At 66.0% G+C, this 26,757-nt stretch carries 20 protein-coding genes; 5 read left to right on the forward strand and 15 right to left on the reverse strand.

The annotated features are described in order from the left end of the window. Window positions 1–8: 8 nt before the first annotated feature. From mdoH to AKL29_RS32795, 3 genes are all read right to left on the reverse strand, one after another. Window positions 9–2,129, reverse strand: coding sequence for a glucans biosynthesis glucosyltransferase MdoH (gene mdoH, locus AKL29_RS32785; RefSeq protein WP_050387031.1), 2,121 nt, complete (start codon window positions 2,127–2,129; stop codon window positions 9–11). Beyond that, on the reverse strand, window positions 2,117–3,583 hold the full coding sequence (locus AKL29_RS32790) for a glucan biosynthesis protein G (protein WP_050387032.1): 1,467 nt from the start codon (window positions 3,581–3,583) through the stop codon (window positions 2,117–2,119). The genes mdoH and AKL29_RS32790 overlap by 13 nt, the downstream gene beginning before the upstream one ends. A 234-nt stretch (window positions 3,584–3,817) precedes the next feature. Beyond that, the gene (locus tag AKL29_RS32795) at window positions 3,818–4,714 is read right to left on the reverse strand and encodes a LysR family transcriptional regulator (protein WP_018270739.1); all 897 of its coding nucleotides are present in this window, start codon (window positions 4,712–4,714) and stop codon (window positions 3,818–3,820) included. A 256-nt stretch (window positions 4,715–4,970) separates the two neighbouring features. Between AKL29_RS32795 and AKL29_RS32800 the strand changes: the two genes are divergently transcribed. From AKL29_RS32800 to AKL29_RS32820, 5 genes are read left to right on the forward strand one after another with little or no spacing between them, the layout of a single operon-like run. Next, the gene (locus AKL29_RS32800) at window positions 4,971–5,447 is read left to right on the forward strand and encodes a formate dehydrogenase subunit gamma (RefSeq protein WP_028331545.1); all 477 of its coding nucleotides are present in this window, start codon (window positions 4,971–4,973) and stop codon (window positions 5,445–5,447) included. Next, on the forward strand, window positions 5,444–7,012 hold the full coding sequence (locus AKL29_RS32805; protein WP_050387033.1) for a formate dehydrogenase beta subunit: 1,569 nt from the start codon (window positions 5,444–5,446) through the stop codon (window positions 7,010–7,012). Before AKL29_RS32800 ends, AKL29_RS32805 begins: the two co-directional genes overlap by 4 nt. Before the next feature lie 13 nt (window positions 7,013–7,025). Then, a complete protein-coding gene (gene fdhF / locus AKL29_RS32810; RefSeq protein WP_050387034.1) occupies window positions 7,026–9,902 on the forward strand; it encodes a formate dehydrogenase subunit alpha in 2,877 nt (958 codons plus the stop codon). A gap of 2 nt (window positions 9,903–9,904) precedes the next feature. Further along, window positions 9,905–10,741 (forward strand): formate dehydrogenase accessory sulfurtransferase FdhD, encoded by an 837-nt coding sequence (fdhD, locus tag AKL29_RS32815; RefSeq protein WP_050387035.1) that lies wholly within the window; start codon window positions 9,905–9,907, stop codon window positions 10,739–10,741. Then, on the forward strand, window positions 10,725–10,946 hold the full coding sequence (locus AKL29_RS32820) for a formate dehydrogenase subunit delta (RefSeq protein WP_028331549.1): 222 nt from the start codon (window positions 10,725–10,727) through the stop codon (window positions 10,944–10,946). Before fdhD ends, AKL29_RS32820 begins: the two co-directional genes overlap by 17 nt. A gap of 406 nt (window positions 10,947–11,352) precedes the next feature. Here AKL29_RS32820 and AKL29_RS32825 read toward each other — a convergent pair whose 3' ends face one another. From AKL29_RS32825 to AKL29_RS32875, 12 genes are all read right to left on the reverse strand, one after another. Next, complete coding sequence (locus AKL29_RS32825) at window positions 11,353–14,316, reverse strand: bifunctional [glutamine synthetase] adenylyltransferase/[glutamine synthetase]-adenylyl-L-tyrosine phosphorylase (RefSeq protein ID WP_050387036.1); 2,964 nt, start codon at window positions 14,314–14,316, stop codon at window positions 11,353–11,355. Further along, a complete protein-coding gene (locus tag AKL29_RS32830) occupies window positions 14,313–15,767 on the reverse strand; it encodes a sensor histidine kinase (RefSeq protein WP_050387037.1) in 1,455 nt (484 codons plus the stop codon). Before AKL29_RS32830 ends, AKL29_RS32825 begins: the two co-directional genes overlap by 4 nt. After that, window positions 15,751–16,431, reverse strand: coding sequence for a response regulator transcription factor (locus tag AKL29_RS32835; RefSeq protein ID WP_028331552.1), 681 nt, complete (start codon window positions 16,429–16,431; stop codon window positions 15,751–15,753). The genes AKL29_RS32830 and AKL29_RS32835 overlap by 17 nt, the downstream gene beginning before the upstream one ends. 265 nt (window positions 16,432–16,696) lie before the next feature. Beyond that, the gene (locus AKL29_RS32840; RefSeq protein ID WP_050387038.1) at window positions 16,697–18,280 is read right to left on the reverse strand and encodes a Do family serine endopeptidase; all 1,584 of its coding nucleotides are present in this window, start codon (window positions 18,278–18,280) and stop codon (window positions 16,697–16,699) included. Window positions 18,281–18,450: 170 nt separating this feature from the next. Next, window positions 18,451–18,957: a cytochrome c-type biogenesis protein gene (locus AKL29_RS32845; protein WP_050387039.1), complete on the reverse strand. Its 507-nt coding sequence runs from the start codon at window positions 18,955–18,957 to the stop codon at window positions 18,451–18,453. Continuing rightward, window positions 18,957–20,939 carry a heme lyase CcmF/NrfE family subunit gene (locus AKL29_RS32850; RefSeq protein WP_050387040.1) on the reverse strand — a complete coding sequence of 661 codons (1,983 nt, stop codon included), beginning with the start codon at window positions 20,937–20,939 and terminating at the stop codon, window positions 18,957–18,959. The genes AKL29_RS32845 and AKL29_RS32850 overlap by 1 nt, the downstream gene beginning before the upstream one ends. Next, on the reverse strand, window positions 20,936–21,421 hold the full coding sequence (ccmE, locus tag AKL29_RS32855; RefSeq protein WP_050387041.1) for a cytochrome c maturation protein CcmE: 486 nt from the start codon (window positions 21,419–21,421) through the stop codon (window positions 20,936–20,938). The genes AKL29_RS32850 and ccmE overlap by 4 nt, the downstream gene beginning before the upstream one ends. Window positions 21,422–21,480: 59 nt before the next feature. After that, entirely contained in the window at window positions 21,481–22,620 is a 1,140-nt protein-coding gene (gene ccmI, locus AKL29_RS32860) for a c-type cytochrome biogenesis protein CcmI (RefSeq protein WP_050387042.1), read from the reverse strand. A gap of 358 nt (window positions 22,621–22,978) precedes the next feature. Next, window positions 22,979–24,373 (reverse strand): hypothetical protein, encoded by a 1,395-nt coding sequence (locus AKL29_RS32865; RefSeq protein ID WP_050387043.1) that lies wholly within the window; start codon window positions 24,371–24,373, stop codon window positions 22,979–22,981. A gap of 264 nt (window positions 24,374–24,637) precedes the next feature. Continuing rightward, window positions 24,638–25,009 carry a hypothetical protein gene (locus AKL29_RS32870; protein WP_152977853.1) on the reverse strand — a complete coding sequence of 124 codons (372 nt, stop codon included), beginning with the start codon at window positions 25,007–25,009 and terminating at the stop codon, window positions 24,638–24,640. Window positions 25,010–25,171: 162 nt separating this feature from the next. Further along, on the reverse strand, window positions 25,172–25,306 hold the full coding sequence (locus tag AKL29_RS46380; protein WP_283090226.1) for a hypothetical protein: 135 nt from the start codon (window positions 25,304–25,306) through the stop codon (window positions 25,172–25,174). Between the two features lie 285 nt (window positions 25,307–25,591). Then, the gene (locus tag AKL29_RS32875) at window positions 25,592–26,593 is read right to left on the reverse strand and encodes a helix-turn-helix transcriptional regulator (RefSeq protein ID WP_160321812.1); all 1,002 of its coding nucleotides are present in this window, start codon (window positions 26,591–26,593) and stop codon (window positions 25,592–25,594) included. Window positions 26,594–26,757 lie beyond the last annotated feature (164 nt).

Here is a 26,757-nt window from a genome sequence, read left to right on the forward strand (position 1 = left end):
CGCCCCCACTACTTCGCAAGCACCCCTTCCAGCAGCGCGGAATCACCCAGCACGGCCAGCGTCTCGCGAGGCGTGAGATGGCGGACTACCTGGTCGAAGCTGTCGCTTGCCTCGATCCGCGCACGCGCCACCGCGACGTGAAGGTCGATCTCGCCCGGGCCGCCGCGCCGCACCGGCGGCAGCGACGAGAGATGACGACGCAGCAAGTCGGAATCTTGCCGCAACGTCGCGAGCGCGGGGGCCGATGCGAGTGCCGGCGACGATGCCAGCTCATTGGCGCGGACCAGCACGCGTGGCGGCTTAGCTTCCTCCGGCGTCACGAACAGCGCGCGCATCGCCGGCCTGGCGGTCCAGGCCCCGATCGGGATCGCAAACAGCAGGCCGACGATCACCGGCGACATCCACAGCAGCAGCGGCAGCGACACCGCCCAGGCGCTTATCGCCATCGCAACACCGCAGGCGGTGGGGACACCGTACTTGCGATAGAGCTCGCGCCGCTCGACCGCGCCGTCGTCGCGCCGCTGCGTCTGCCAGCCGGCATCCCGGCCGAGCAGGATCTCGACGACCGCAATCGACTGGAACACCATCATGACCGGCGCGATCATCGCCGAGATCAGCACCTCGGCGATCACGCCCGTCAGCGCCCGGAACCCGCCGCCGAATTGCCGGCGCACGTCCGACCGCGTCAGCAACAGGAGGAAGCCGAGCAGCTTCGGCACGATCAGCAGCGCCATGGTGAGGCCGAACACCCAGGCGGCGAGCACGGGATCCTGTGCCGGCCAATTGGGAAACAGCGAAAAGCCCTTCGGAAAATATTCGGGCCGAATGAAGCGCGCCTGCAACGAGATCAGGATTCCGAGCAGCAGGAACGACAGCCAGAGCGGCGCGGTGATGTAGGAGCCGATCCCGGTCATGAAATGCAGCCGCGAGATCCAGTGCAGCCGGCGCGTCCTCAGCACGGCGAGATGCTGCAGATTGCCCTGGCACCAGCGGCGGTCGCGCGCGGCAAAATCCAAGAGCGACGGCGGCACCTCCTCGAAACTGCCGCCGAGCGTCGGCGCCATGTAGATCCCCCAGCCGGCGCGCCGCATCAGCGCCGCCTCGACAAAGTCGTGGCTCAGGATATGTCCGCCGAACGGCTTGCGTCCGGAGAGTTCGGGCAGCCCCGCCTGCTGCGCAAATGCTTCGATCCTGATGATGGCGTTGTGCCCCCAATAATTGCCCTCGGAGCCGTGCCACCACGCAACGCCGGCGGCGACCATCGGCCCGTACAGCCGGCCGGCAAACTGCTGCAGGCGGCTGAACAGGCTGCGTGCGTTGACGATCACCGGCAGCGTCTGCAGCAGCGCCGCCTGCGGATTGGTCTCCATGGCGTGCGCCATCCGCACCATGGTGTCGCCCGACATCAGGCTGTCGGCGTCGAGCACGATCATGAACCGATAGGCGCCGCCGAACCGCGTGATCCACTCGCCGACATTGCCGGACTTCCGCGCCGTATTGTCGGCGCGATGCCGGTAGAACAGCCGCTGCGCGCCGCAGGCCTCGCACAGTTCGAGGAACGCCCGTTCCTCGGCGATCCAGATATCCGGATCGCGGGTGTCGCTGAGCACGAACCAGTCAAAGCTGTCGCCCTGCCCGGTCGCCTCGACGGACTCGTAGATGGCGCGCAGGCGCGCCATCAATTGATGCGGATTCTCGTTGTAGGTCGGGAGCAGGACCGCGGTCCGGCTCGCGAGCTGCGGCAAGGGACCATCGTCGCGGATCGGCAAGGCATTGCCGTTGCGGCGAAGCAGAACGAAGAAGCCGGCGATCGCCGAAGCGAACGAAAACGCGATCCAGGCGAGCAGCGCGACGAACAGCACCAGCACCATGCCCTCCATGATCGTCACGCCGCCGACCTGGACGACCATGTACATCTCGTAGGCGCCGGCACCGGTCAGCGCTACGGTCAACATCAGGACGAACGCGCGGCGCATCAACATGCCCGCACCGACCGACACCGGCGTGCTCACCGCATGCGGCGGCCGGCCGAGATCGGCCGCCGACATCGCAAGCGGGCTCTCTTGTGGCAGGAAGCCTTCGGCCGCCGCGGCGACGTCGGACTGAGGCGACGTGACTATGGCGCCCATCGATAGACCCAGATCTCGGAGAGCGGCTTGTCATCCTGCGCCAGATGCGCACGCAGCTCGATCGGGTCCTTCCTGACGGCGCATTGGAAGCTGAGCCGCCATCCGCCGGTATTCGGATTTGGCTGCGTGACGACATTCGTGATCTCGGACTTCTCGGCCGTCACGACGCCCTTGACGCTGCCGGGATCGATCCCCTTCAGATTGTCCCCGAACAGGTCGAGCACGAACAGCTTGCTGTTCTCGCCATGCGCGCCGATGCCGCTGCGCGTGAAGCGCGCGAGCGAGTGCGGCTTCGGCGCATCCGGCCCCCAATGCAGGCGATAGGTGAAATTGGTCTCGCTCTTGGCCTTGGGCGGCGCCTTCGGCCGCCAGAATGCGGCGATGTTGTCGTGGATCTCTTCCTTGGTCGGGATCTCGATCAGAATGACCGCGCCCTCGCCCCAGTCGCCGATCGGCTCGACCCACAGGCTCGGACGCTTCTCGAAGCGCGATTCGATGTCCTGATAGGCGAAGAAATTCTTCTCACGCTGCATCAGCCCGAAGCCATGCGGATTGACGTCCTGGAACGTGCTGATCTGGAGGTCGCGCGGATTGCTCAGCGGGCGCCACAGGCTCTCGCCCTTGCCGTTGTAGATCGCAAGCCCGTCCGAATCGTGCACCGACGGCCGGAAGTCGTCGACCTCGTTGCGATCGTTGGGCCCGAAGAAGAACATGCTCGTCATCGGCGCAAGGCCGGCATGCTCGAGATCGGCGCGCGGATAGAGCGATGCCTCGACATCGAACACCGTGGTCGCTCCGGGTCTGATCGTGAAGCGGTAGCTTGCCGCGCAGCTCTTGCTGTCGAGCAAGGCGTGAATGACCAGCGAGGTCGCGTTGGGCACCGGGCGCTCGAGCCAGAACGCCTTGAAGAACGGAAACTCCTCGCCCTTGGCCTCGCCGGTATCGATCGACAGGCCGCGCGCCGACAGGCCGTAGGTCTCGTCCTTGGCGACCGCGCGGAAATAGCTCGCGCCGAGGAAGACGCAGACCTCGTCATAGTAGTTCGGCTTGTTGATCGGCGCGTGGATGCGAAATCCGGCAAAGCCGAGGTCGGTCTCGGTGAAGTCAGGCACGGTCTCGCCGAACGAGAACATATCCTTGCTGTACTTGACTTCGCTGACCTTGCCGTCGGCGACCTCGAAGATCTTGACCTTGTTCTTGTAGAAGAAACCGCGGTGGAAGAACTGCGCTTCGAACGGCAGCTTCGCGCCGCGCCACAGCGCGCGCTCGGGCGTGAAGCGGATCGAGCGGTACTGGTCGTAGTTGAGATCCGTCAGGCCGTTCGGCAATTTCTCGTCCGGCGCCTCGAACGACTTGCTGGCGAGATTGCGCGCAAGCTCCCTGACCATGCCTGGGTTGAAGGGTGCGTCCGTCGCGCTCCCTGCGGCGGCGGCTTGGCGCTGTGGCAAGAACATGAGTGTCGGCAACACGGCCGATCCGTGGAGTAACTGGCGACGATTCAAAGCAGCTCCTGCTCGCTGACCGGGACGCCGCAATGCAACCGCCGAGCCGGCGCTGAGTTCCATCTTTGCTGCGAGCAAGCGAAGATTGTCCGCCGGCTGAACACCAGGACTTGCTTCAACGCAACCACACAACGCGTGGTCGGTTGCTGCCGTGCCGGAACCGTGGCGGAAAGGCTACGCCGAGAGCTACGCGCTCTCGAGCGTCGGCGCGACCTCGCGTGCGACCTGCACCAAGGCTGCGATCAACGGCGTCATCGGATCGCGCTGCGGGATCACGAGGCCGATGCTGTAGTCCACGACCGGATCGACGATCGGAATGCTGCGCACGGCATCCGCAAGGCCGAGCGTCTCGGCGAGCTTGGCCGGCATCACGCTGGCCCAGCGGCCGGTCTTCACATGGGTGTAGAGCACGAGCAGTGAGTTCGACGTCAGCGTCGGTGTCGCCTCCGCGCCGACCGAGGTCAGCGCGCGATCGATGATGCGGCGGTTCTGCATGTCGGGTGTGAGCAGACAGAGCGGCACGGTGCCGACTTCCTTCCACGTCACCTGCTTGCGGTCGCCGAACATCGCATCCGGCGCCGTCAGCAAGCGATAGCTCTCATTGTAGAGCGGGATGGTGCGGACCTTGCCGATCGGCTCGTTCTCGATATAGGTCAGCCCGGCATCGACCTCGAGATTCTCGAGCAGGCCGAGCACGTCGGCCGACGTGCACGACTGGATGCGGAACCGCACGTCGGGATGGCGCGCCCGGAACGGTGTGGTGAGCGAGGCCACCATGCCGAGCGCGGTCGGGATCGCCGCAATCCGGATCTCGCCCGACAGCTTGTCCTTGAGGCTGTTGATCTCCTGCTTCATCGCGCGCGCATCGCCGACGATGCGCCGCGCCCAGTCCAGCGTCCGCTCCCCTTCCGGCGTGAAGCCCTGGAAGCGGGATCCGCGCTGCACCAGCATGACGCCGAGGATCTCCTCGAGCTGCTTGAGGCTGGTCGACATCGTCGGCTGGGTGACGCCGCAGGCCTCCGCAGCCCGGCCGAAATGCCGCTCCTTGGCCAGCGCCAGCAGAAGTTCCAGCTTGTCGATCAAGGTTCAGATCCCTTCGGAAAACGGTGCCCCAAGCGGCAGCCCGACACGTCCATAGGTAGCACGATCGAGGTGCGATCCCGAAATCCAAAGAGCCACGGAAGTGCGTGATTCCAGAACATTATTACGAAACCGCATCGATCCATTCGGCAACGCTATTAATCGCGTTGCGCAATCGCCGCATGAGACAGCTTTATTGATGTTTCGAAGAATTCCAACTCTCATGTGCGAAGCAAAAAACTGATCGTGAGAAGCGCTGATGACGGTGGGATACGAACCTTGGGACAAGGCGCGCGGCGCTGAAATCATCGCCGAGCATGCCGGGCTTGAAGGCGCCACGCTGGTGATCCTGCACGCGCTGCAGGAGGCCTTCGGCTACGTGCCGGAGCCGGCGATCCCGATGGTGGCGGAGGCGCTCAACCTGTCGCGCGCCGAGGTGCACGGCGTCTTCACCTTCTACCATGATTTCCGGAAGCAACCTGCCGGACGCCACGTCCTCAAGCTGTGCCGCGCCGAGGCCTGCCAGGCCGCCGGCGGCGATGCGCTCGCGGCGCGCGCGGAAGCCAAGCTCGGCGTTGCCCTCGGCAACACCACGGCGGATGACCGCGTGACGCTGGAGCCGATCTACTGCCTCGGGCTGTGCGCCACCGCGCCTTCGGCGATGCTGGATGGCCGCGTGGTCGGCCGGCTCGATGAAGCGCGCATCGACGCGCTGGTCGCGGAGGCACAGCGATGACGATGCGGATCTTCATTCCCCGCGACGCCGGCGCGGTTGCCGTCGGCGCCGACGACGTCGCCCTCGCCTTCGAGCAGGCCGCGGCAGCGCGCGGCATGCCGGTCGAGATCGTCAGGACCGGTTCGCGCGGCCTCTACTGGCTGGAGCCGATGGTCGAACTGGCGACCGCCCAGGGCCGCGTCGGATTCGGCCCGGCGACGCCGGCGGACGTTCCATCCCTGCTCGACGCGATGGCCGGCAATGGTCAGCACGCGCTGCGGCTTGGTGTCACGAACGAGATTCCCTGGCTGAAGCGCCAGACCCGGCTGACCTTCACCCGCTGCGGCGTGATCGATCCGCGCTCGGTCGACGACTACCGCGCCCATGGCGGCTACAAGGGCCTGGAGCGGGCGCTGACGCTGACCTCCGACCAGATCCTCGCCGACGTCACGACGTCCGGTCTGCGCGGCCGCGGCGGCGCCGGCTTCCCCACCGGCATCAAGTGGAAGACCGTGGCGCAGGCCAGCGCCGACCGCAAATACATCGTCTGCAACGCCGACGAAGGCGACAGCGGTACCTTCGCCGACCGCATGATCATGGAAGGCGACCCCTTCGTCGTGATCGAGGGCATGACGATCGCAGGTATCACGGTAGGCGCCACCAAGGGCTACATCTACATCCGCTCGGAATATCCGCACGCGGTCGACGCGATGAACGCGGCGATCGTGGCCGCCCGCCGCGCCGGTTTGCTCGGCAAGCGCATCGGCGGCTCCGCCCATGAGTTCGATCTCGAGGTGCGGGTCGGCGCCGGCGCCTATGTCTGCGGCGAAGAGACCTCGCTGCTGGAAAGCCTCGAGGGCCGCCGCGGCATCGTGCGGGCCAAGCCGCCGCTGCCGGCGCATAAGGGCCTGTTCGGCCGCCCGAGCGTGATCAACAACGTGCTGTCGTTCGCGGCGATCCCCTTCATCCTCGACAACGGCGCCAGGGCCTACGCCGATTTCGGCATGGGCCGCTCGCGCGGCACGATGCCGATCCAGCTCGCCGGCAACATCAGATATGGCGGGCTGTTCGAGACCGCCTTCGGCGTCACCCTCGGCGAACTCGTCGACGAGATCGGCGGCGGCACCTTCACCGGGCGCGAGGTGCGCGCGGTCCAGGTCGGCGGCCCGCTCGGGGCCTACTTCCCCCGCGCGCTGTTCGACACGCCGTTCGACTATGAAGCGTTCGCCGCGCGCGACGGCCTGATCGGCCATGGCGGGATCGTGGTGTTCGACGACAGCGTCGACATGGCGAAGCAGGCCCGCTTTGCGATGGAATTCTGCGCGGTCGAATCCTGCGGCAAGTGCACGCCGTGCCGGATCGGCTCGACCCGCGGCGTCGAGACCATCAACAAGATCATCAATGGCGAGCGCGTGGCGGAAAACCTCGCGGTTGTCGAAGACCTCTGCAACACCATGAAATTCGGCTCGCTGTGCGCGCTCGGCGGCTTCACGCCCTACCCCGTGATGAGCGCATTGAAACACTTCCGGGAAGATTTCGGCGGAGATCTAGGCCCCGCACCGGCCCGGCTGCAGGCCGCGGAATAGCAAGGAAATCACGATGTCGCTGATCCAGGAAACCGATTTCGGCACGCCCAAATCCAAATCCGAGACGATGGTCACGCTGACCATCGACGGCAATCAGATCACGGTGCCCGAGGGCACCTCGATCATGCGCGCGGCGATGGAAGCCGGCACCCAGATTCCAAAGCTCTGCGCGACCGACATGGTCGACGCCTTCGGCTCCTGCCGGCTCTGCCTCGTCGAGATCGAGGGCCGCGCCGGCACGCCCGCCTCCTGCACCACGCCGGTCATGCCCGGCCTCGTCGTGCACACCCAGAGCGAGCGGCTGAAGCAGCTGCGCAAGGGCGTGATGGAGCTCTACATCTCCGACCACCCGCTGGACTGCCTGACCTGCGCCGCGAACGGCGACTGCGAATTGCAGGACATGGCGGGTGCCGTCGGCCTGCGCGACGTGCGCTACGGTTATGAAGGTGAGAACCACGTCTTCGCCAAATCGCACGGCTGCGAAAACGACAACTGGATGCCGAAGGACGAGTCCAATCCCTACTTCACCTACGACCCCTCGAAGTGCATCGTCTGCTCGCGCTGCGTCCGCGCCTGCGAGGAGGTGCAAGGCACCTTCGCGCTGACGATCTCCGGCCGCGGCTTCGACAGCCGCGTCTCGCCCGGCATGAACGAGAGCTTCCTCGGCTCCGAATGCGTATCCTGCGGCGCCTGCGTGCAGGCCTGCCCGACCGCGACGCTGACCGAGAAATCCGTGATCGAGATCGGCCAGCCCGAGCATTCGGTCGTCACCACCTGCGCCTATTGCGGCGTCGGCTGCGCCTTCAAGGCCGAGATGCGCGGCGAGGAAGTGGTGCGCATGGTGCCCTGGAAGGACGGCAAGGCCAATCGCGGCCATTCCTGCGTCAAGGGCCGCTTCGCCTGGGGCTACACCACCCACAAGGAGCGCATCCTGAAGCCGATGATCCGCGAACGGATCGAGGACCCCTGGCAGGAAGTGTCGTGGGACGAGGCGCTGAACTTCGCCGCCGCGAAGTTCAAGGGCATCCAGCAGAAATACGGCCGCGACGCGGTCGGCGGCATCACCTCGTCACGCTGCACCAATGAAGAAACCTATCTGGTGCAGAAGCTGATCCGCGCCGGCTTCGGCAACAACAATGTCGACACCTGCGCCCGCGTCTGCCATTCGCCGACCGGCTACGGCCTGTCGCAAACCTTCGGGACTTCGGCCGGCACGCAGGATTTCGATTCGGTGGAGGACACCGACGTCGTGCTGATCATCGGCGCCAATCCGGCTTCCGCCCATCCGGTGTTCGCTTCGCGGCTGAAGAAGCGGCTGCGCCAGGGCGCCAGGCTGATCGTGATCGATCCGCGCCGCACCGAGATGGTGGAATCGCCGCATGTGAAGGCGCTGCATCTGCCGCTGATGCCCGGCACCAACGTCGCCGTGCTGACTGCGCTGGCCCATGTCATCGTGACCGAAGGGCTCGCCGATGAGGCCTTCGTGCGCGAGCGCTGCGACTGGAGCGAGTTCGAGGACTGGGCCACCTTCGTCGCCCAGGAGAAGCACAGCCCGGAAGCCACCGCGATCATGACCGGCGTCGATCCGAAGGTGCTGCGCGAGGCGGCCCGAATCTATGCCACCGGCGGCAACGGCGCGATCTATTACGGGCTCGGCGTCACCGAGCACAGCCAGGGCTCGACCACGGTGATCGCGATCGCCAACCTCGCGATGGCGACCGGCAATATCGGCCGGCCCGGCGTCGGCGTGAACCCGCTGCGCGGCCAGAACAACGTGCAGGGCTCCTGCGACATGGGCTCGTTCCCGCACGAGCTGCCGGGCTACCGCCACATCGCCGGCGATGCGGTGCGCGAGCAGTTCGAGGCGATGTGGAACGTCAAGCTCAACAACGAGCCGGGCCTGCGCATCCCGAACATGTTCGACGCCGCCATCGAAGGCAGCTTCATGGGGCTCTACGTGCAGGGCGAGGACATCCTGCAGTCCGACCCCAACACCAAGCATGTGGTGGCGGCGCTGTCGGCGATGGAATGCGTCATCGTCCACGATCTCTTCCTGAACGAGACCGCGAACTACGCCCACGTCTTCCTGCCCGGCTCGACCTTCCTCGAGAAGGACGGCACTTTCACCAATGCCGAACGCCGCATCCAGCGCGTCCGCAAGGTGATGACGCCGCTCAACGGCTACGCCGACTGGGAAGTGACGATCATGCTCGGCAAGGCGATGGGCTTTGAGATGAACTACGCCCATCCATCCGAGATCATGGACGAGATCGCCGCGCTGACGCCGACCTTCGCGGGCGTCTCCTATGCCAGGCTCGACGAGCTCGGCTCGGTGCAGTGGCCCTGCAACGAAAAGGCGCCGGAAGGCACCCCGGTGATGCATATCGGCGGCTTCGTGCGCGGCAAGGGCAAGTTCATCCTCACCGAATATATCGCGACCGACGAACGCACCGGCCCGCGCTACCCGCTGCTGCTCACCACCGGCCGCATCCTCAGCCAGTACAACGTCGGCGCGCAGACCCGCCGCACCGAGAACGTGGTGTGGCACGCCGAGGACCGGCTGGAGATCCATCCGCATGACGCCGAGCAGCGCGGCGTGCGCGACGGCGACTGGGTGCGGCTGGCAAGCCGCGCCGGCGAGACCGCGTTGCGCGCCGAGATCACCGACCGCGTAGCGCCGGGCGTGGTCTACACCACGTTCCACCACCCTGACACCCAGGCCAACGTCATCACGACCGACTTCTCGGACTGGGCCACCAACTGTCCGGAGTACAAGGTCACCGCGGTGCAGATCTCGCCGTCGAACGGTCCGTCCGACTGGCAGAAGGCCTATGACGAGCAGGCACGCCACTCCCGCCGCATCGCGCCGGTGGTGGAAGCCGCGGAGTAACGATGCGCGAGCCCGTCCACCAATCGAGGCGGAAAGTCTGGCGTGACGGCGTCTTCAGCGACGGCGCGCGCCTGATCCCGGAAGAGACGCCGCTCGCGCTGACCTATAATGGCGGCACCTACGCCGTGATGATGGGCTCGCCCGAGGACCTCGGCGACTTCGCCGTTGGATTCAGCCTGAGCGAAGGCATCGTGCAAGCGGCCGACGAGATCGAGACCCTCGACATCGTCGAGCTCGATGACGGCATCGAGCTTCGGATGTGGCTCAGGCCTGACAGGGCCGAGCGGATCGCCGAGCGGCGGCGCAACATCGCCGGACCGACCGGCTGCGGCCTGTGCGGCCTCGATTCCATCAGCGAGGCGGTCCGGCCGGCCGCGGTGGTGCGCGCCGGCCGCGTATTCTCGCCGCGCGAGATCATGGCGGCGATGGCGGCGGTCGCGCCGCTGCAGGAGATCAACCACCAGACCCGCGCCGTGCACGCCGCGGCATTCTGGACGGGCGCGCGCGGCATCGTGGCGCTGCGCGAGGATGTCGGTCGCCACAATGCGCTCGACAAGCTCGCCGGCGCGCTGGCCCGCGACAAGGTCAATGCCAGCGAAGGCATGGTGCTGCTCACCAGCCGCGTTTCGGTCGAAATGGTGCAGAAGACCGCCGCGATCGGCGCGCCGCTGATCGCCGCGGTGTCGGCGCCGACCGCGCTTGCGGTACGGATGGCGGATGCCGCCGGCATCACGCTCGCCGCGATCGCTCGCGCCGATGGATTTGAAATCTTTACGCATCCGGAACGCGTCACAGGCGCGGTGGCCGGCAAGGAGTCCGCTTATGTCGTCGTCGCCTGACAAACTGGTCTATATGGCGAACCAGATCGGAAAGTTCTTCCAGAGCCAGGGGCGCGACCGCGCCGTGCAGGGCATTTCCGAGCACATCTGGAAGTTCTGGGATCCGCGGATGCGCAAGCAGATCTTCGCCCATCTCGACGCCGGCGGCACCGGCCTCGATCCCGACGTCCGCGATGCCCTGCAGAAGCTGAAGCAGCAGGCGTAGGGCGCTTTTGCAGGCTCAGCTCCGCACCGTCACCCCGCACAATGGCTTTGCCATTGTCGCTGGAGGAGGCCGCAAAGCGGCCGTCTCGAAGGGTCGACGGCCCGACTGTGGCCGTGCATCCTTCGAGGCTCGCAAGAGCTCGCACCTCACAGAATGTGAATATATGGCGGAGGAGCGGCGCCAAACATTCAATGTCGTCCCGGCGAAAGCCGGGACCCATAACCACCGAAGGCCATTGTTGCGCAGGGCTGGGGCCACAGCCTTCCTCAACAATTAAACCCTGTGGTTATGGGTCCTGCTTTCGCAGGGACGACGTCGGACATGTTGTCCCGGCTTCAGTCCCGTCATCCTTCGAGGCTCGCAAGAGCTCGCAGCTCAGGATGACGGGTCGAGCATCGCAGTCGGATCAGGCCCCGCCCACGATCGCGTTGAAGACGCGGCGCACCTCGCTCTGGGTCTCGCGCAGGCGGGCTTCCAGTGCGGAGAAATCCGGCGTGTCCCCGGCCCGCGCCATCACGCGCAGCAGGTCCTCGCCCGCGGTCTCCGGATTGAACTTGCCGGTCACGCAGAGCCGCAGGATCTGCGTCAGGTCATGATAGAGCCGCGCCGCCGAGCGCAGGATCTCGGCCTCGGACTGGCCGAGCAGGCCGAGCCTGGCGGCGTTGTCGAGCACCTGCAGCGTGGAGACGCTGAGGATTTCCGGCTTCACCGCGGCATGCGCGAGCTGGAGATACTGCGCGATGAAATCGATGTCGACGAGCCCGCCGGCGGCGAGCTTGAGATCCCAGACGTCGTCCTCGCCCTTCTCCAGCGCGATTGCGCGCCGCATGTCGGCGACGTCGGCCGCGGCCGATGCCGCATCGCGCGGCCGGGTCAGCACGCTGCGGATGATCGTCTCGATCTTCTCGCGGAACTCAGGCGACGACGAGATCACGCGGGCGCGCGTCAGCGCCATGTGCTCCCAGGTCCAGGCCTCGCGCTCCTGATAGTCGGAGAATGAATCGATTCGCGAGGCGACCGGGCCGGCGCGCCCCGACGGGCGCAGCCGCATGTCGACCTCATAGAGCACGCCGTAATTGGTCCGGGTCGTGAAGGCGCTGATCAGGCGCTGGGTGAAGCGGGCAAAATACTGCGCGCCATGCAGCGAGCGCTCGCCGTCGGAATCCGGCGCCTCGCTGTCGAAATCGTACAGCAGGATCAGATCGAGGTCGGAGGACGCCGTCATCTCGCGGCTGCCGAGCCGCCCCATCGCGATGATCGCGGTCTCCTGCCCCTTGATCCGGCCATATTGCGCGGCGAACTGGTCGGTGACGAGGCCGTGCACGGTGTGCACGATCCCCTCGGCCACATCGGCAAAGGCGGTGCTGGCGTGCTGCGCTGACACCGTGCCGGACAGGATCCGCGTGCCGATCAGGAACAGGCTCTCCTGGCCGAACAATCTCAGACGATCGAGAAAATCCTCGTAGGACGACGCATCCTGCAGCGTGGCGGCGAGCCGCTCCGACAGTTCCTTCTTGTCCGGCATCGCGCCGAAGAAGCGCGGGTCGACCAGGCCGTCCATGATCTGCGGCTGCCGCGCGAGCATGTCGCCGAGCCGCGGTGCCGCGCCGAGGATCAGCGCTACCAGCGCGACGAAATCGCGGTTCTGGCTAAGCAGCGAGATCAGCCGCCCGCCCCGCTGCAGCGCGCCGAGGAAACGGTCGAACGCCGCCACCGCATCGTCCGGCTCCTCGGCATTCGCGAGGCCGTCGATCAGGCCGGGAATGAATTCGAGGAACGCGGCGCGCGTCGCCTCGACGCGTAGCGCGCGATAGTCGCCCTCGATCCATTGCTGCACGGTGCCGGCAACCGCAATGGGCTTCTTGAAGCCGAGATTGGCGAGATGCTCGATCAGGCGGGCGTCCTCGGGTCCGGCGCCGTAGTCGATGTCCGGCAGCTTCGCGGTGCCGGTCGGATCGTCGCCCTCGAACAGCTTGCCGTAGTGGTTCTGCACGATCTTGAGCTGGCCGAGCAGGTCCCTGGCGAAGGCCTCGCGATTTTCGTAGCCGAAGAAATGCGCAAAACGCTCGACGTCCTCGGGCGCTTCGGGCAGCGAATGGGTCTGCTCGTCGGCGATCATCTGCAGCCGGTGCTCGACCCGGCGCAGGAATTCATAGGCCGTCGTCAGTTCGTCGCGCGCCTCATAGGTGATCCAGTTGCTGTTGGCGAGCACATTGAGCGCCTCCAGCGTCGGCCGCACCCGCAACTCCGGATGGCGGCCGCCGGCGATCAGCTGCTGGGTCTGGGCGAAGAACTCGATCTCGCGGATGCCGCCGCGGCCGACCTTGACGTTATGGCCCTCGACCGAGATCTCGCTCTGGCCGCGATAGGTCTGCATCTGCCGCTTCATGTCGTGGACATCGGCAAGCGCGGCAAAATCCAGATGCTTGCGCCAGACGAAGGGCGCGAGCTCGGCGATCAGCGCCTCGCCGGCCTTCGGATCGCCGGCGCAGGGCCGCGCCTTGATCATCGCGGCGCGCTCCCAGGTGCGTCCCTCGCGCTCGTAATAATGCAACGCCGCGTCGGTCGAGATCGCGACCTGGGTCGAGGCCGGGTCCGGACGCAGCCTGAGATCGACCCGGAACACATAGCCGTCGCCCGAGCGCTGCTGCAGCATCCGCGCCATCGCCTGGGTGACGCGCACGAAGAACGGCTGCGGCTCGATGTCCTCGGCGAGCGAGGTGGCCGCGCGATCGAAGAACACGATCAGGTCGATGTCGCTGGAATAGTTCAGCTCGCCGGCCCCCATCTTGCCCATCGCGAGCACGATCAGGCCCGAACCCGCTTCGGGGTGATCGGGATCGGCGGCGGTCATCCGGCCGCGAGCTACTTCCTGCCGGAACAAATATCGCAGCGCCGATTGCACCGAATTCACCGCGATGTCGGTCAGCGCCGCCGTCACCCGCATCACCGGCCAGACGCCGCCGATGTCGCACAGCGCGATCATCAGCGCGGCCTCCGCCTTCATGCGGCGAAGCAGAACCATCACGTCGGCCTCGCTGCCGGCGGCGAGCACCTCGCGCGACGTCGTCTCGATCAGGCCGGCCAGATGCTGTTCCGGGTCGCATGACAGGATCCGGATCAGCCGCGCGGCGTCGGCGCGCGCGAGCTCGAACAGGTAGGGCGAGAACTCGGCGATTCCGCGCAGGATGTCGCGTGCGAACGGATGTTCGAGCAACGCATTGAGCGCGCCCGATTGCGCCGGCTCGAGCTCGGCGAACCAGTCGGTCAGGCGCTGATCGGCGGATACGGGCGCGGCGACACGCGGTCCGTCCGCGAACCGCGCGGCCAGACGATGTCGATCCGCGTTTCCCGGCGCGGCGGCATTCATGCCGCCTTCTGTGGCACATCCTGCGTTTGAGCCGCAAGCCTGTCACTGCCGCCCGCCCGCGCGGGCAGCACCAGGGTGGCGATCAGCCCCGGATGGGCATCGCCGAGCCTGAGCTCGCCGCCATGAAGCGTGGCGACCGCCGAGGCCAGGCTGAGGCCGAGACCGGAACCGGGTAAGGTCCGGCTCGCCTCGAGCCGGACGAAGCGCTCGACCGCGTGCTTGCGGTCGGCCTCGGGAATGCCCGGACCGTGGTCGGTGACGCTGAGCAGGACCTGGTCGCCCTCGCGCCGCGCCTCGATCAGGATCTCCCGCGCATCCGCATTGAGCGGCTGCACGCTCACGTCGGGCTTGCCGTATTTGATGGCATTCTCGACCAGGTTGGCGACCGCCTGGCTGATCAATTCGCGGTTGCCGTGAATCGGCGCCGGCACGGTCTTCACCTGCAGCGTCATGCCATCGTCCTCGGCCAGCGGCTCGTACAGCTCGTGGATGCCGTTGGCGACATCGGCGCCGTCGAAATCGTCCATGTTGCCGCGCGCCTGGCCGGACTCGGCACGCGCGATCATCAACAGGGCGTTGAACGTGCGGATCAGCCCGTCGGATTCCTCGATGGTCCGCTCCAGCGCCGCGCGATAGTCGGCCTCGCAGCCCGACCGCGCCAGCGCCTCCTCGGCGCGGTTGCGCAGCCGCGTCAGCGGCGTCTTGAGGTCATGGGCGATGTTGTCGGAGACCTCCTTCAGCCCCGTCATCAGCGCCTCGATGCGCTCGAGCATGGCATTGAGATTTTCCGCCAGGCGATCGAGCTCGTCGCCGCTGCGGCCGACCGGCAGCCGGCCGGACAGATCGCCCGCCATGATGCGCTTGGTGGTGCCGGTCATGGCGTCGATCCGGTGCAGCACGCGGCGGGCGACGAAGATGCCGCCGCCGATGCCGAGCACGACGACGACGAGGATCGACCATTGCGCGGCCTTGGCGACGATGCCGAACAGCCGCCGCCGCTCCTCAAGGTCGCGCCCGACCAGCAGGCGGAAACCGTTGTCCATCTGGGTGACCCGCACCAGCGCGCGGTGATCGGTCTTGTCCTGGTCGTCGAGCCGGCGATAGGCGGTCTCGGTCCAGCCCTGCGTGCTCATCACGCCCGGGGCCAGCGCGCCGACATTGCCGGCGAGCATCTGCCCGTTCGGCGCCGTCACCAGATAGAGGTTGGCGCCCGGCCGCAGCGCACGATTGCCCATGGTGCTCAGCAGGCCGCGCAGGCCGCGGCGGTTGTAGATGTCGGTGATCTCGCTGATCTCGACATTGACCGTCGTCGTGATCTGCTCGGTGATCAGCCGCCGCGTGTTCCAGGCGAAGTAAGCCAGCAGCGAGGCGGCGAACAGCGCGAACAGGAACAGGTAGACCAGCGTCAGCCGAAACGCCGTGGTCCGGATCAGTTTACCGAATGCCGTCACGGATCATATACCCCGCACCGCGGATGGTATGCAGCAGCGGCCGCTCAAAACCCTTGTCGATCTTGGAGCGCAGCCGCGAGATGTGGACGTCGATGACGTTGGTCTGCGGATCGAAATGATAATCCCAGACATTCTCGAGCAGCATGGTGCGCGTCACCACCTGCCCGGCATGCTTCATGAGATATTCGAGCAGGCGGAACTCGCGCGGCTGCAAGGTCAGCTCGTCCTTGCCGCGGGCGACGCGGTGCGACAGCCGATCGAGCTCGAGGTCGCCGACCCGGTAGGTCGTCTCCTCGGCCGGGCCGACATTGCGCCGCGACAGCACCTCGACGCGCGCGAGCAGCTCGGCGAAGGAATAGGGTTTCGGCAGGTAGTCGTCGCCGCCGGCACGCAGGCCCTTGATGCGGTCATCGACCTGGCCGAGCGCCGAGAGGATCAGCACCGGCGTCCGGTTGCCCTTGTCGCGCAGGCTGCCGATCAGCGACAGGCCGTCACGCTTCGGCAGCATGCGATCCACAACCAGCACGTCGTAGTCGCCGGACTCGGCCATCGACAGCCCTTCCTCGCCATCGGAGGCGAGATCGGCGATATAGCCGACTTCGCGGAATGCCTTGACCAGATAGTCGGCTGACTCACGGTCGTCTTCGATGATCAGGATGCGCATTTGCGGAGCGATTGCGGTCACGGAAATTGGCCCTCTGTCAGCATGACGCGGCCGGCCTGCACATGCAAGACGACCGCGCATATTCTCGATTGCTTGAAAAAAGTGGGCGGTGAAGCTGGGGGACCTCACCGCCCTGAGACCTTCCGACAGAGGGGGGCATATTCCATCGAAAGGCAACGTAGGGAGCGAGCAAGGGGCCCGCCCCCCGGAAAGCGCCGTCGGCGGGGGCGACTGATGCCGGCGACGCCTTCCAACTCATAGATAGTTATCCCTTCGCCAGCGGCACTGCCACAAAGCGCGACGAACCGCCGCTCTTCACGCGCATGAGAACGCTGTTCTTGCTGTCATTGCGCGCCGCGGTGATCGCATCCCGCACTTCACCGGCGGTGCCGACGGACTTGCCGGCGACCTCGAGGATCACGTCGCCTTCCTTGAAGCCCCGCTCAGCGGCAGCACTCTTGGGATCGACTTCGGTCACGACCACGCCTTCCTTGCCGGCGCCGGCCACGCTGTTGGCGGGCGCCACGGTGAGGCCGAGCTTCGGCACGTCGGTGCCGCGGGACGAATTGCCCTTGTCGCTCTTGTCGGTGTCGGCCTTGGCTTCCAGATTGTTCGGCAGCTGGCCGAGCGTGAGGTTGACGGTCTTGTCCTGTCCCTTGTGCAGCACGTTCAGCTTCACGGCATTGCCGGGCGCGAGGCCACCGATGGTGCGGGCGAGCTCGCGCGCATCCTTCACCGGCTCGCCATTGACGGCGGTGATGACGTCACCGGACTCGATGCCGGCCTTGGCCGCGGGGCCGTTGGCCTGCGGTTCGGCAACCAGCGCGCCTTCGGCCTTCTTCATGCCGAGGCTGTCGGCGATGTCGGAGGTCACCGGTTGGATCTGGACGCCGATCCAGCCACGGCTGACCGCGCCCTTGTCCTTCAGCTGCGCGACGACGCTCTTGACGGTCTGGGCCGGGATCGAGAACGCGATGCCGACGCTGCCGCCGGACGGCGAGTAGATCGCCGTATTGACGCCCATCACCTCACCGGACACGTCGAACGCCGGGCCACCCGAATTGCCCTTGTTCACGGGCGCATCGATCTGGATGAAATCGTCATACGGACCGTTGCCGATGTCGCGGCCGGAGGCCGAGACGATGCCAGCGGTCACCGTGCCGCCGAGGCCGAACGGATTGCCGACCGCCAGCACCCAGTCGCCGATGCGCGGCTTGGAGTCGGACAGCTTGGCAAACTGGAAGTTGGAGCCGCCCTCGACCTTGATCAGCGCGAGGTCGGTGCGCGGATCGGTGCCGATCACCTTGGCGGAATAGGTCTTGCCGTCGTCGGTTGTGACTTCGACCTTGTCGGCGCCGTCAACGACGTGATTGTTGGTCACGGCAAAGCCGTCAGCCGAGATGAAGAAGCCGGAGCCCTGGCCCGTCACCACGCCACCGCCACGCGGTCCACCGCGCAGGCCCGGGGGCAAGCCATCCGGACCGCCGAAGCGGCGGAAGAAGCGCTCCATCGGCGAACCCGGCTGGAACGGCGAATCGTCATTGTTGCTGTCGTCCTTCGCGACCTTCTCGCGAATGTTGACCTTGACCGAGATCACCGACGGCTTCACGCGCTCGACGATGTCGGCAAATCCGACCGGCTGCTGAACCTTCTTGACCTCGTTATTGACCTGCGCATGCGCGGGCGTCGTGAACAGATCGGCGGGGTTGTGCGAGGGGCTGAAGCCATAGGTGGCGGCACCGAGGCCGGCCACGACCGACGCCATCAGCGCGAGTTTGCGGGCAGAGAACAGCGAGCGCTTCGGCGCCTTGTAGGACGGAAGGGTCGAGAGGTCGGGACGATCGGTCATGTCTTGAAATCTCCAGGGCCAGAATCATTGGTGCCGGGGCAAGCACCTGATGGGTCTGAACATGGGGTCACCAGCCTTACGGCGCGCTGGCTGCGGAATTAAACTTTTGTAATTGAAGCGGCCGCCGCTGCGGCAGAATAGCGCAGGTAAATAAAGGACTTAAAAGGGAACTAAAGCGGCTTGTCCGGCGCGGATTCGGCCGCCAGCAGGCGTTCCAGGCGCGCCCGCTCGTCGGACGTCAGTCCAGGAGCGGAATCGCCCCCGCCCGCCGCCGGATTTGCCTTGCGCCGGCCGAGCCGCCAAAGCGCAAAACCGCCCAGCAGCAGCGCCAGCGGCGGGGTCAGCCACAGCAGCAGCGTGTGCTCGTTGAGGCGCGGCTTCAGCAGCACGAATTCGCCGTAGCGGGCCACCAGGAAATCGATCACCTGGGCGTCGCTGTCGCCGGCCGAGATGCGTTCACGCACCAAAAGACGGAGATCGCGCGCCAGCGGCGCCTCCGAATCGTCGATCGACTGGTTCTGGCAAACCATGCAGCGCAGCTCCTTGGAGAGCTCGCGCGCCCTCGCCTCCTTCGCCGGATCCGCCATGACCTCGTCGGGCAGCACCGCCCGGGCGGGCATCGCACCGTGCATCAGGGTCGCCGCAAGCACGGCGGCTGCAAGCGCGCGCGACCGCATCACTCGGCCGCCTGCAATGCGCGTGCTGCTTTGGCCGGTTTCGGGGCGCCGACCCGCAAGCGGCGGTCGGACAGCGACAGCATGCCGCCGAACGCCATCAGCACCGGTCCCCACCAGATCATCAGCACCAGCGGCTTGTGATAGATGCGCACCGCGATCGCGCCGTCGGCCGAGGTATCGCCGAGCGAGATGTAGAGCTGGCTTGCGCCGCGCGTCATCAGCGCGGCCTCGGTCGTCGAGGCGCCGCGCGTTGTGAAGTTGCGCTTCGACGGCGTCATCACGCTGACCTTCTCGCCGTCACGTGTCACGGTGAATTGCGCGACCATCTCGCGGAAGTTCGGCCCCTGCCGCGGGTTCAGGCCGTCGAGCCGCAGCTGGTAGCCGGCGACGCGGGCGACGTCGTCGGGCTTCATCGCGCCGATATATTCGCTGTTCCAGGTGGTCTCGCAGACGATCCCGATCAGCGCGACGCCGAGACCGGCATGCGCGAAGGCGGTGCCCCAGGTCGCGCGTGGCAACCCGCGCGCGCGGCGCAGCGAGAGCGACAACGGAATCCGGAACAGCGCGATGCGCTCGGCGAGATCGCACAGCGCGCCCATGATCACGAACACCGCCAGCCCGATCGCAAGCGGCGCCAAGGTCGCGCCGCCATAGGTCCACGCCAACACCAGCGCCATCGCAACCAGCGCGACGATGCCGGCCACCATCAGCCGCTGTGCCGCGCCGAGCAGGTCGCCGCGCTTCCAGGCCAGCAGCGGCCCGAACGGCACCGCGAGCAGCAGCGGCACGAACAGCGGCGCGAAGGTGAAATTGAAGAACGGCGCGCCGACCGAGATCTTCTCACCGGTCAGCACCTCGAGCGCCAGCGGGTACAGCGTACCGATGAACACGGTCGCGCAGGCGGTGGTGAGCAGCAGATTATTGAGCACCAGCGCGCCCTCGCGCGAGATCGGTGCGAACAGCCCGCCCTGCTTCAGCGCCGGCGCGCGCCAGGCGTACAGCGACAGGCTGCCGCCGATGAAGACGAACAGGATCAGCAGGATGAACACGCCGCGTGTCGGATCGGTCGCGAAGGCATGGACCGAGGTCAGCACGCCGGAGCGCACCAGGAAGGTGCCGAGCAGCGACAGCGAGAAGGTCAGGATCGACAACAGGACGGTCCAGACCTTCAGCGCGTTGCGCTTCTCCATCACCAACGCCGAATGCAACAGCGCGGTGCCGGCAAGCCACGGCATCAGCGAGGCGTTCTCGACCGGATCCCAGAACCACCAGCCGCCCCAGCCGAGCTCGTAATAGGCCCAGTAGGAGCCCATCGCGATGCCGAGCGTCAGGAAGATCCACGCCATCAGCGTCCACGGCCGCACCCAGCGCGCCCAGGCGGCGTCGATCCGCCCCTCGAGCAGCGCCGCCACCGCGAACGAGAACGAGATCGAGAAGCCGACATAGCCGAGATAGAGCATCGGCGGATGCACGGCGAGGCCGATGTCCTGCAGCACCGGATTGAGGTCGCGGCCCTCGAGCGGCGGATTGGCGATGCGCAGGAACGGGTTCGAGGTGATCAGGATGAACAAGTAGAACGCGCTGGCGACCCAGGCCTGCACCGCCAGCACATGCGCACGCAGCGACAGCGGCAGATTGTTGCCGAAGGCCGCGACGAGGCCGCCGAACAGCGCCAGGATCGACACCCACAGCAGCATCGATCCTTCATGGTTTCCCCACACGCCGGTGATCTTGTAGAGCAGCGGCTTCAGCGAATGCGAATTCTCGTAGACATTGGCGACCGAGAAATCCGAGGTGACGTGCAGCGTCACCAGCGCCGCGAACGACGCCGCGACGAACAGCAACTGGGCGAGTGCGGTCGAGCGCGCGACGTTCATCAGCGCCGCATCGCGCCAGCGCGCGCCGACGATCGGCACGATGGACTGGATCAGCGCGAGCCCGAGCGCGAGCACCAGGGCGTAATGTCCACTTTCGGCAATCACCGCACGGCTCCCTGTGTCGGCGCCGCGGAGGCGCTCGGCTTCGCACCGTAGTCGTCCTTCCAGTGGCCCTGCTTCTTCAAGGCGTCGGCGACGTCCTTCGGCATGTAGGTCTCGTCATGCTTGGCGAGCACGGTGTCGGCGCGGAACACGCCGCTCGCGTCGAGCGCGCCTTCGGCGACCACGCCCTGCCCCTCGCGGAACAGATCCGGCAGGATACCCTTGTAGGCGACCGGCAGCGTCGCGCCGCCGTCGTCGACGGTGAACGTCACGGCGAGATTGTCGCCGCGCTTCAGCGAGCCCTGCTCCACCAGGCCGCCGAGGCGGAAACGCTTGCCCGGACCAAGGTGCTTTTCGGCGACCATCGACGGCGTCGAGAAGAACACGATGGAATCGCGCAGCGCGTTCAGCACCAGACCCGCGGCGATCGCGAGCACGACGAGCGCGCAGCCGATCAGTGTCAAACGCCGTTGCTTCCTGGTCATGTTCCATCCTTGCGCATGACATCCTCCGAAAACCGCTGCGCACTTTTCGGCATCATGCGTTATCCATCCAGCCCGAGATTCTTCAGCCCTTCATTGAGCTGACGCAACCGGTCCGCATCGTTGGCGACCGCCTGACGGGCATCCGCGAGTGCGCTCATCGCCTTGTCGCGCTCGCCCATCACGAGATAGGCGCGGACCAGCCGCAGCCAGCCCTCGACGTCGTCGCCATTGGCCTTCAGCCGCGTCGCCAGCCGATCGACCATGCCTTTGATCATGGTGCCGCGATCGGCCTCGCTCATGTCCCGGGCCGCGGCCACCGCACTGTCCGGCAGCGCCGGTGCGCTCACGCCACCGGGCGAGCTGACGCCGCCGGGCGAGCTGCCGCCGACCCTCACGAGCGCGGCCTGCACCAGCGGCCGCCACGGCGCGTCCGCCGGCGCCTTCGCCAGCATCTTCTGCCAGAGCTCCGCGGCATCAGCCTTGCGGCCGTCCTGCTCGGCGGCGAGGCCGAGGAAATAGTTGGCCTTGGCATCGTCGCCATTCAGCGCGACCGCGCGCTCGAATTCCGCCTTGGCGTCCGCGGTGACGACGCCGCCGGCAGTCCCCATCAGCGCCTCGCCGAGATCGGCGCGGCGATCGGCGCTGTCGCCGGCATAGGTGATGGCGTTGCGATAGGCGCGGACGGCGTCATCGTAGCGGCCGAGGCGCGACAGCACCGGCGCCAGCACCGTCCAGCCGCGGCCGTCGGTCGGGTTCTTTTCCAGATGCGCCTCGACCTGGGCGACCAGATTGGCGAGCGGCTGGTTGGCGTCGGCCACCCGGCCGCGCTCGGCGAGCGGGAAGTCACCGAGGCGCGGCGAGCCGAGCGCGAGATAGAAGCTTGAGGCAATCACAGGCAATCCGACCAGGCCGACGATCGCGGCAGTGCGCCGCAGATTGAGGCTGCCTTGCACCGGAGCCTCACGTCCGCCCTGATCGGCGGCGGCCAGCAGCCGGCGGCTGATCTCGATCCGCGCGGCATCGGCCTCGGCGGCACGGATGATACCGGCGGCCATGTCGCGGTCGATTTCGGCGAGCTGGTCGCGGTAGACCACGACCTCGCTGCCACCGGTATCCGTGCGCCCGCGGCGGCTGAGCGGCCACAGCACGGCAAAGATCGCCGCGACCGTCATCAGCGCGAACACAAACCACAGCGTCATCAAGCGGTTCCCGGATGGAACGGCGGCTTCCGGCAAGCCGCCTTAGAATCGCTTTACACTACCGGCGGCGAGCCCGGCAATTGACAATTACTGGATCGGCGGAAGGTCGAAATCAGGCGGTTTTCGGTGCCGTTCCGACGGGATTGCAACGGTGTCTCCTGGCGAAGGCGCGCGCTGCCAAAATATCGAAAACAACCCCATGCAAAGTAGCGGGGCGGTCGCCGGCGCTCGATTGATGGTTGACACGTCGGGCAAATCAGTGCCACACTTCCATTATTCCGAAATAACGCAAATGCCCATCGTCCCGCCTTGGCGGGTCGGCTTGCCGTCGAACATGCTCGCGAATTGCGCGATCTCGCTACCCCGCGCGGGAAGATTTGCGCTCACCGGTCACGGCGTTTTCGGCCGCCCGGTTCATCAACGAGGCGTAGTCGTGGCCGAACAGCACCTCGCAGAAGCGGATCGCGGCCTTGACCTGCTGCTGGCGGAAGGCCCGGACCCGCGCGTCGCCGCCGCGCAGCGACTGCACCAGCCCCTCGGTCGACTGCTCGACATAATGTTGCAGGTCGGAGAAGGTCCGCAGGGTCACCTCGTTGATGGCGAGCTCGCTGGCATAGGTGCGGCACACCGCGACGAAATCGATCAGCGCGGCGGCGTCCTCGACTTCGGACTGGTCGATCTTGGCGCCGGCCGTGATGTCCTTGTCGGCGCGCTGGCGCAGGATGCGGCGGACCCGGCCGGGCACGCTGTCGATCTCCGATTGCAGCGCATTGGAGGTATCGGCGCGGACCGAGGTGAGCTGGCGGCCCCAGGTGGAATCGTTGCGCAGATCGAGCTCGGTGCGCAGGCCGCGGACGCCGTCATGCAGGGTCTTGAGCTGCTCGCCGACATAATCGAAATGCCCGCGCCTGATGTCGGTGCGCAGGCAGGCCGCGACGAACGACAGGTCGTGCAGCGCGATGGTGACGGCGATACCGTACGGCGTCGCCGCAACCCGCAGTTCGTCGTCGGAGGCCGCCATCTTGATGGCGAGGCGGACGATCTGCCAGGGCGCGGCGAGCCGCTGCGCAATCAATGACAGCGCAAACGGCAGCATTTGCGGCGTCTGCAGCGACGGCAGCTTGAGCGCTTCCGTGGCGGAGGCGATCTGGGAATCGGCGAACACGCGGATCTGGCTCGGCAGCCGGCTGCCCAGGGTTTCCAGCGCCTCGCGGGCCTGCAGGACGAGGCCGATCGGCAGCAGGTCCTCGACCACGTTTGGCGGACCGACCCGCGACAGCGCGCGTTGGCGATCGTCCTGACTTGGCCCCGCGATCTTGAGGATGGCGTCCGCGGCCGCAAGCTGGAACTTGCGCGCGGCAGTTTCCATCGGACCGCTCTCCGTGGCCGCGGCGAGCGCCGCCTCGAACGCGCGAGCCGCCTCGGGCGCGCCCTCGCGGGCCAGCCATTGCCAGATCGGCAGCAGCGAGGCGCGCCGGAGCTGGCCCGGCCGGGTCGGGAAATTGGTCTCGGCGAGGAATGGCTCGAGCGGCCGGAACAGGAGCCGCGCCGGATCATCGCTGCGCGGCTGGATCTGCTCGTCCTCCTCGGCCCCGCGCACGATCTTGCGCAGCTGTTCGAGGACCAGATTGGCGACCGCGACGTCGTCGCCACGTTCGACGGCGCGCTCCAGCTCGCGCATCAGCAGCGCCTGCGATTGCGGCGGAAGCTGTGCGAGATAATCCCTCAGCCGCTCGGTCGATTTCTGGCTCATGCGCCCGGTCGTGAAAGCTTGGTGCCCGGCAAAAGCCGCAGCCCGTCCGCCCGCTATGATAGAGGTCGGCGCGTTAAGAAGCCGTTTAGGAATAATAGCGGCGCCGAAGCGAGAACAGGGACGCCCGCTTTCAGGGGCGAAGCAGACACGCGGACCGGACGTCAGCGATATCGCCTTGTCCCAAGGCGGGCCTCGTCCAACTTTCCTCGCAGGTCGCATCGGCTCGCCTGGCGCTCCCCGAGCGTCGAAATTTGGTTACGCGGTTCAGACTTCCACTTTTGCGACCGGAAATGGGCGGTTGATCCGAGATTCCACGGGAACCCGCAGTCCCTTCGAGATGTAAGCATTGGTTCGATAGTGACCCGCCAGCAATATCCGCTGCAGGATCGCTTCATCGGTGATGACGGGGCGCATGTCGTCCCAAAGTGCATCGCCGATCGTGGCCGTGTCATGCAGTTCATCAGCAAGGCGGATGAGGATGCGGTCACCGGATTCCCAACAGGTGTCATCGGCAGTGCCGTGGACCGATGCGCGCAGTTGCGCTTCGGTCAAGCCTGCATTGTCGGCAAAATAGTGAACGCGCAGGGTCCACTCAAAGGCATTCTGACATCGCCCTGTCACCCGCAGAAGAAACACCTCGCGCTGGCGCAGAATGATGTGGCTTGGATCAAGGTAGGCGACGGACCCGAGACGATACGATCAGGTTCTTCCGCTTGTGGTCCCACGCGGAAGTCACCCTCACGTCCGATTTCGGGCTGCAAGCAGACGCGCTTGGGAAGCCCGGTTGATCCGCGCGGTTCAAATGCCGAACGAGTGCCTCATCTGCCTCAGCATCGCCATGACGGCGTCGGTGTACCTGCCATTGGTGAAGTACTGATCGACTTGCGATGCGCTAGACAGCGCGATGATTGCAATTGCGAAGCCTTTGAGCATGGCCTCTCCTTCGGAAAAGAAGGGTCCAAGAGAATTTCGGAATTCGCTGCCGCTGATCGCGACCTACCTGCAATGGTGGGATAATGGCAGGAATTGGTGGTCGATCGATAAACGAGGTCCAAAAAAATTGATGGGCCTATAAATTCTAGCACTGTGAACCGGGTCGGCGACGATGGCGTAGGTACTTTAGCGCCTGCCTCGGAAAGCGGGTACGCGGGACTGTCCCCCCTTGAGGATATTTAACCCGGGTGTTTTTCAGGTTTGGTTCTTCTGCCCATGCATTGCTTACTGTGAGGGGGCGGAGGATCGCTTCTGCTCTCGTATGGTCGATGCGGCGCGCACACCTGAGGGCGTCTCGCCGAAGTGCCGGCGGAACGTGCGATTGAAATAAGAAACGTCACCAAAGCCGGCTGCATACGCGATATCTATGATGGCCAAATGCAGATGGTGTGGGTCAGTCAACATCGCGAAGGCACGCTGAAGCCGGCATCCTGCAAGGTGCTCGGTGAACGACTTTCCGGTCCCCTCGTCGAGCAATTTTTGCACGTATCGCCGCGACATGCCGATCGCTCCAGCGACCTTGTTCAAATCGAAATTGGGATCGCTGGAGCGTCGCGCGACCTCCGCCAGGATCGCCTGCAGCTTTGCTGCCTTCACACCGCGCTCCCTAACGATGTCTGCTGCTTGGTTGGTCGGCCCGAGCGTCGCAGCTACAAGATCGAGGAGATGGACGCTGACGGTGGCGGCCAGTTGTGATGACGGAGGTTCTTTAAAGGATGCGAGCGACCGAAGGTAGCGGTTGACGAGGCTCAGCGCCGGTCCGGAACGCACTGGCCGACCTGATAGATCTTCCGGGTTGGCAACCAGAGACCTAAGGGCGGCAGCCTGCACGGTTACGAATTTGACGCTCCCCCCACGCGGCCCAAATACTCGCAGCGTCCTTCCCCGATCGACCAAACAAGCGGAGCCGACGTCATAGGCATGCTCTTGGCCAGCATTTGCAAATTGGACCGGTCCGGCCTCGACGAGGTTCAGTCCGAATTGTTCACGGCTATCCTTGAGGTGGTGTTTGTGACGAATAAACTCCACCGGCGTCGTGACAAGGCGACAAACGCCAACCGCACCGAGCGACAAGTAGGTGACTTCGATACGTGGGCGGCCACCGCTGTGGTCTATCACGTCCAACGCGAGGTTCAGCCGCGCAAACTCCTCACGAAACGTCGAGAACCGCGTGCGCTCCGGAAGCATCTCGGTCGACCACCGCAAAAGGTGAGATGACGTTGGCATCTCGACCTCCCGTCTTGGGGCAGCCCCTCGATAAATCATTACAAAGGGCACGTCAGTTAAGCAATCGTAAACGATATGGTCCGTTGTCGGCGCTTGACCGACACGACTAAGCGCACCTCTTTTGTCCGCTTCTGACGCTAAAGCGCGATGAGATTAGGTTGAAT

This window comes from Bradyrhizobium pachyrhizi (assembly GCF_001189245.1).
GTDB lineage: Bacteria > Pseudomonadota > Alphaproteobacteria > Rhizobiales > Xanthobacteraceae > Bradyrhizobium > Bradyrhizobium pachyrhizi.

Excerpts from the sequence above, each read along its gene's own strand:
- ccmI (WP_050387042.1), bottom strand. The coding sequence starts at position 22,620 with ATGACGCTGTGGTTTGTGTTCGCGCTGATGACGGTCGCGGCGATCTTT.
- AKL29_RS32845 (WP_050387039.1), bottom strand. The coding sequence starts at position 18,957 with ATGCGGTCGCGCGCGCTTGCAGCCGCCGTGCTTGCGGCGACCCTGATG.
- AKL29_RS32875 (WP_160321812.1), bottom strand. The coding sequence starts at position 26,593 with ATGCCAACGTCATCTCACCTTTTGCGGTGGTCGACCGAGATGCTTCCG.
- ccmE (WP_050387041.1), bottom strand. The coding sequence starts at position 21,421 with ATGACCAGGAAGCAACGGCGTTTGACACTGATCGGCTGCGCGCTCGTC.
- fdhF (WP_050387034.1), top strand. The coding sequence starts at position 7,026 with ATGTCGCTGATCCAGGAAACCGATTTCGGCACGCCCAAATCCAAATCC.
- AKL29_RS32835 (WP_028331552.1), bottom strand. The coding sequence starts at position 16,431 with ATGCGCATCCTGATCATCGAAGACGACCGTGAGTCAGCCGACTATCTG.
- AKL29_RS46380 (WP_283090226.1), bottom strand. The coding sequence starts at position 25,306 with ATGCTCAAAGGCTTCGCAATTGCAATCATCGCGCTGTCTAGCGCATCG.
- AKL29_RS32825 (WP_050387036.1), bottom strand. The coding sequence starts at position 14,316 with ATGAATGCCGCCGCGCCGGGAAACGCGGATCGACATCGTCTGGCCGCG.
- AKL29_RS32820 (WP_028331549.1), top strand. The coding sequence starts at position 10,725 with ATGTCGTCGTCGCCTGACAAACTGGTCTATATGGCGAACCAGATCGGA.
- AKL29_RS32800 (WP_028331545.1), top strand. The coding sequence starts at position 4,971 with ATGACGGTGGGATACGAACCTTGGGACAAGGCGCGCGGCGCTGAAATC.
- AKL29_RS32865 (WP_050387043.1), bottom strand. The coding sequence starts at position 24,373 with ATGAGCCAGAAATCGACCGAGCGGCTGAGGGATTATCTCGCACAGCTT.
- mdoH (WP_050387031.1), bottom strand. The coding sequence starts at position 2,129 with ATGGGCGCCATAGTCACGTCGCCTCAGTCCGACGTCGCCGCGGCGGCC.
- AKL29_RS32790 (WP_050387032.1), bottom strand. The coding sequence starts at position 3,583 with ATGTTCTTGCCACAGCGCCAAGCCGCCGCCGCAGGGAGCGCGACGGAC.
- AKL29_RS32805 (WP_050387033.1), top strand. The coding sequence starts at position 5,444 with ATGACGATGCGGATCTTCATTCCCCGCGACGCCGGCGCGGTTGCCGTC.
- AKL29_RS32840 (WP_050387038.1), bottom strand. The coding sequence starts at position 18,280 with ATGACCGATCGTCCCGACCTCTCGACCCTTCCGTCCTACAAGGCGCCG.
- fdhD (WP_050387035.1), top strand. The coding sequence starts at position 9,905 with ATGCGCGAGCCCGTCCACCAATCGAGGCGGAAAGTCTGGCGTGACGGC.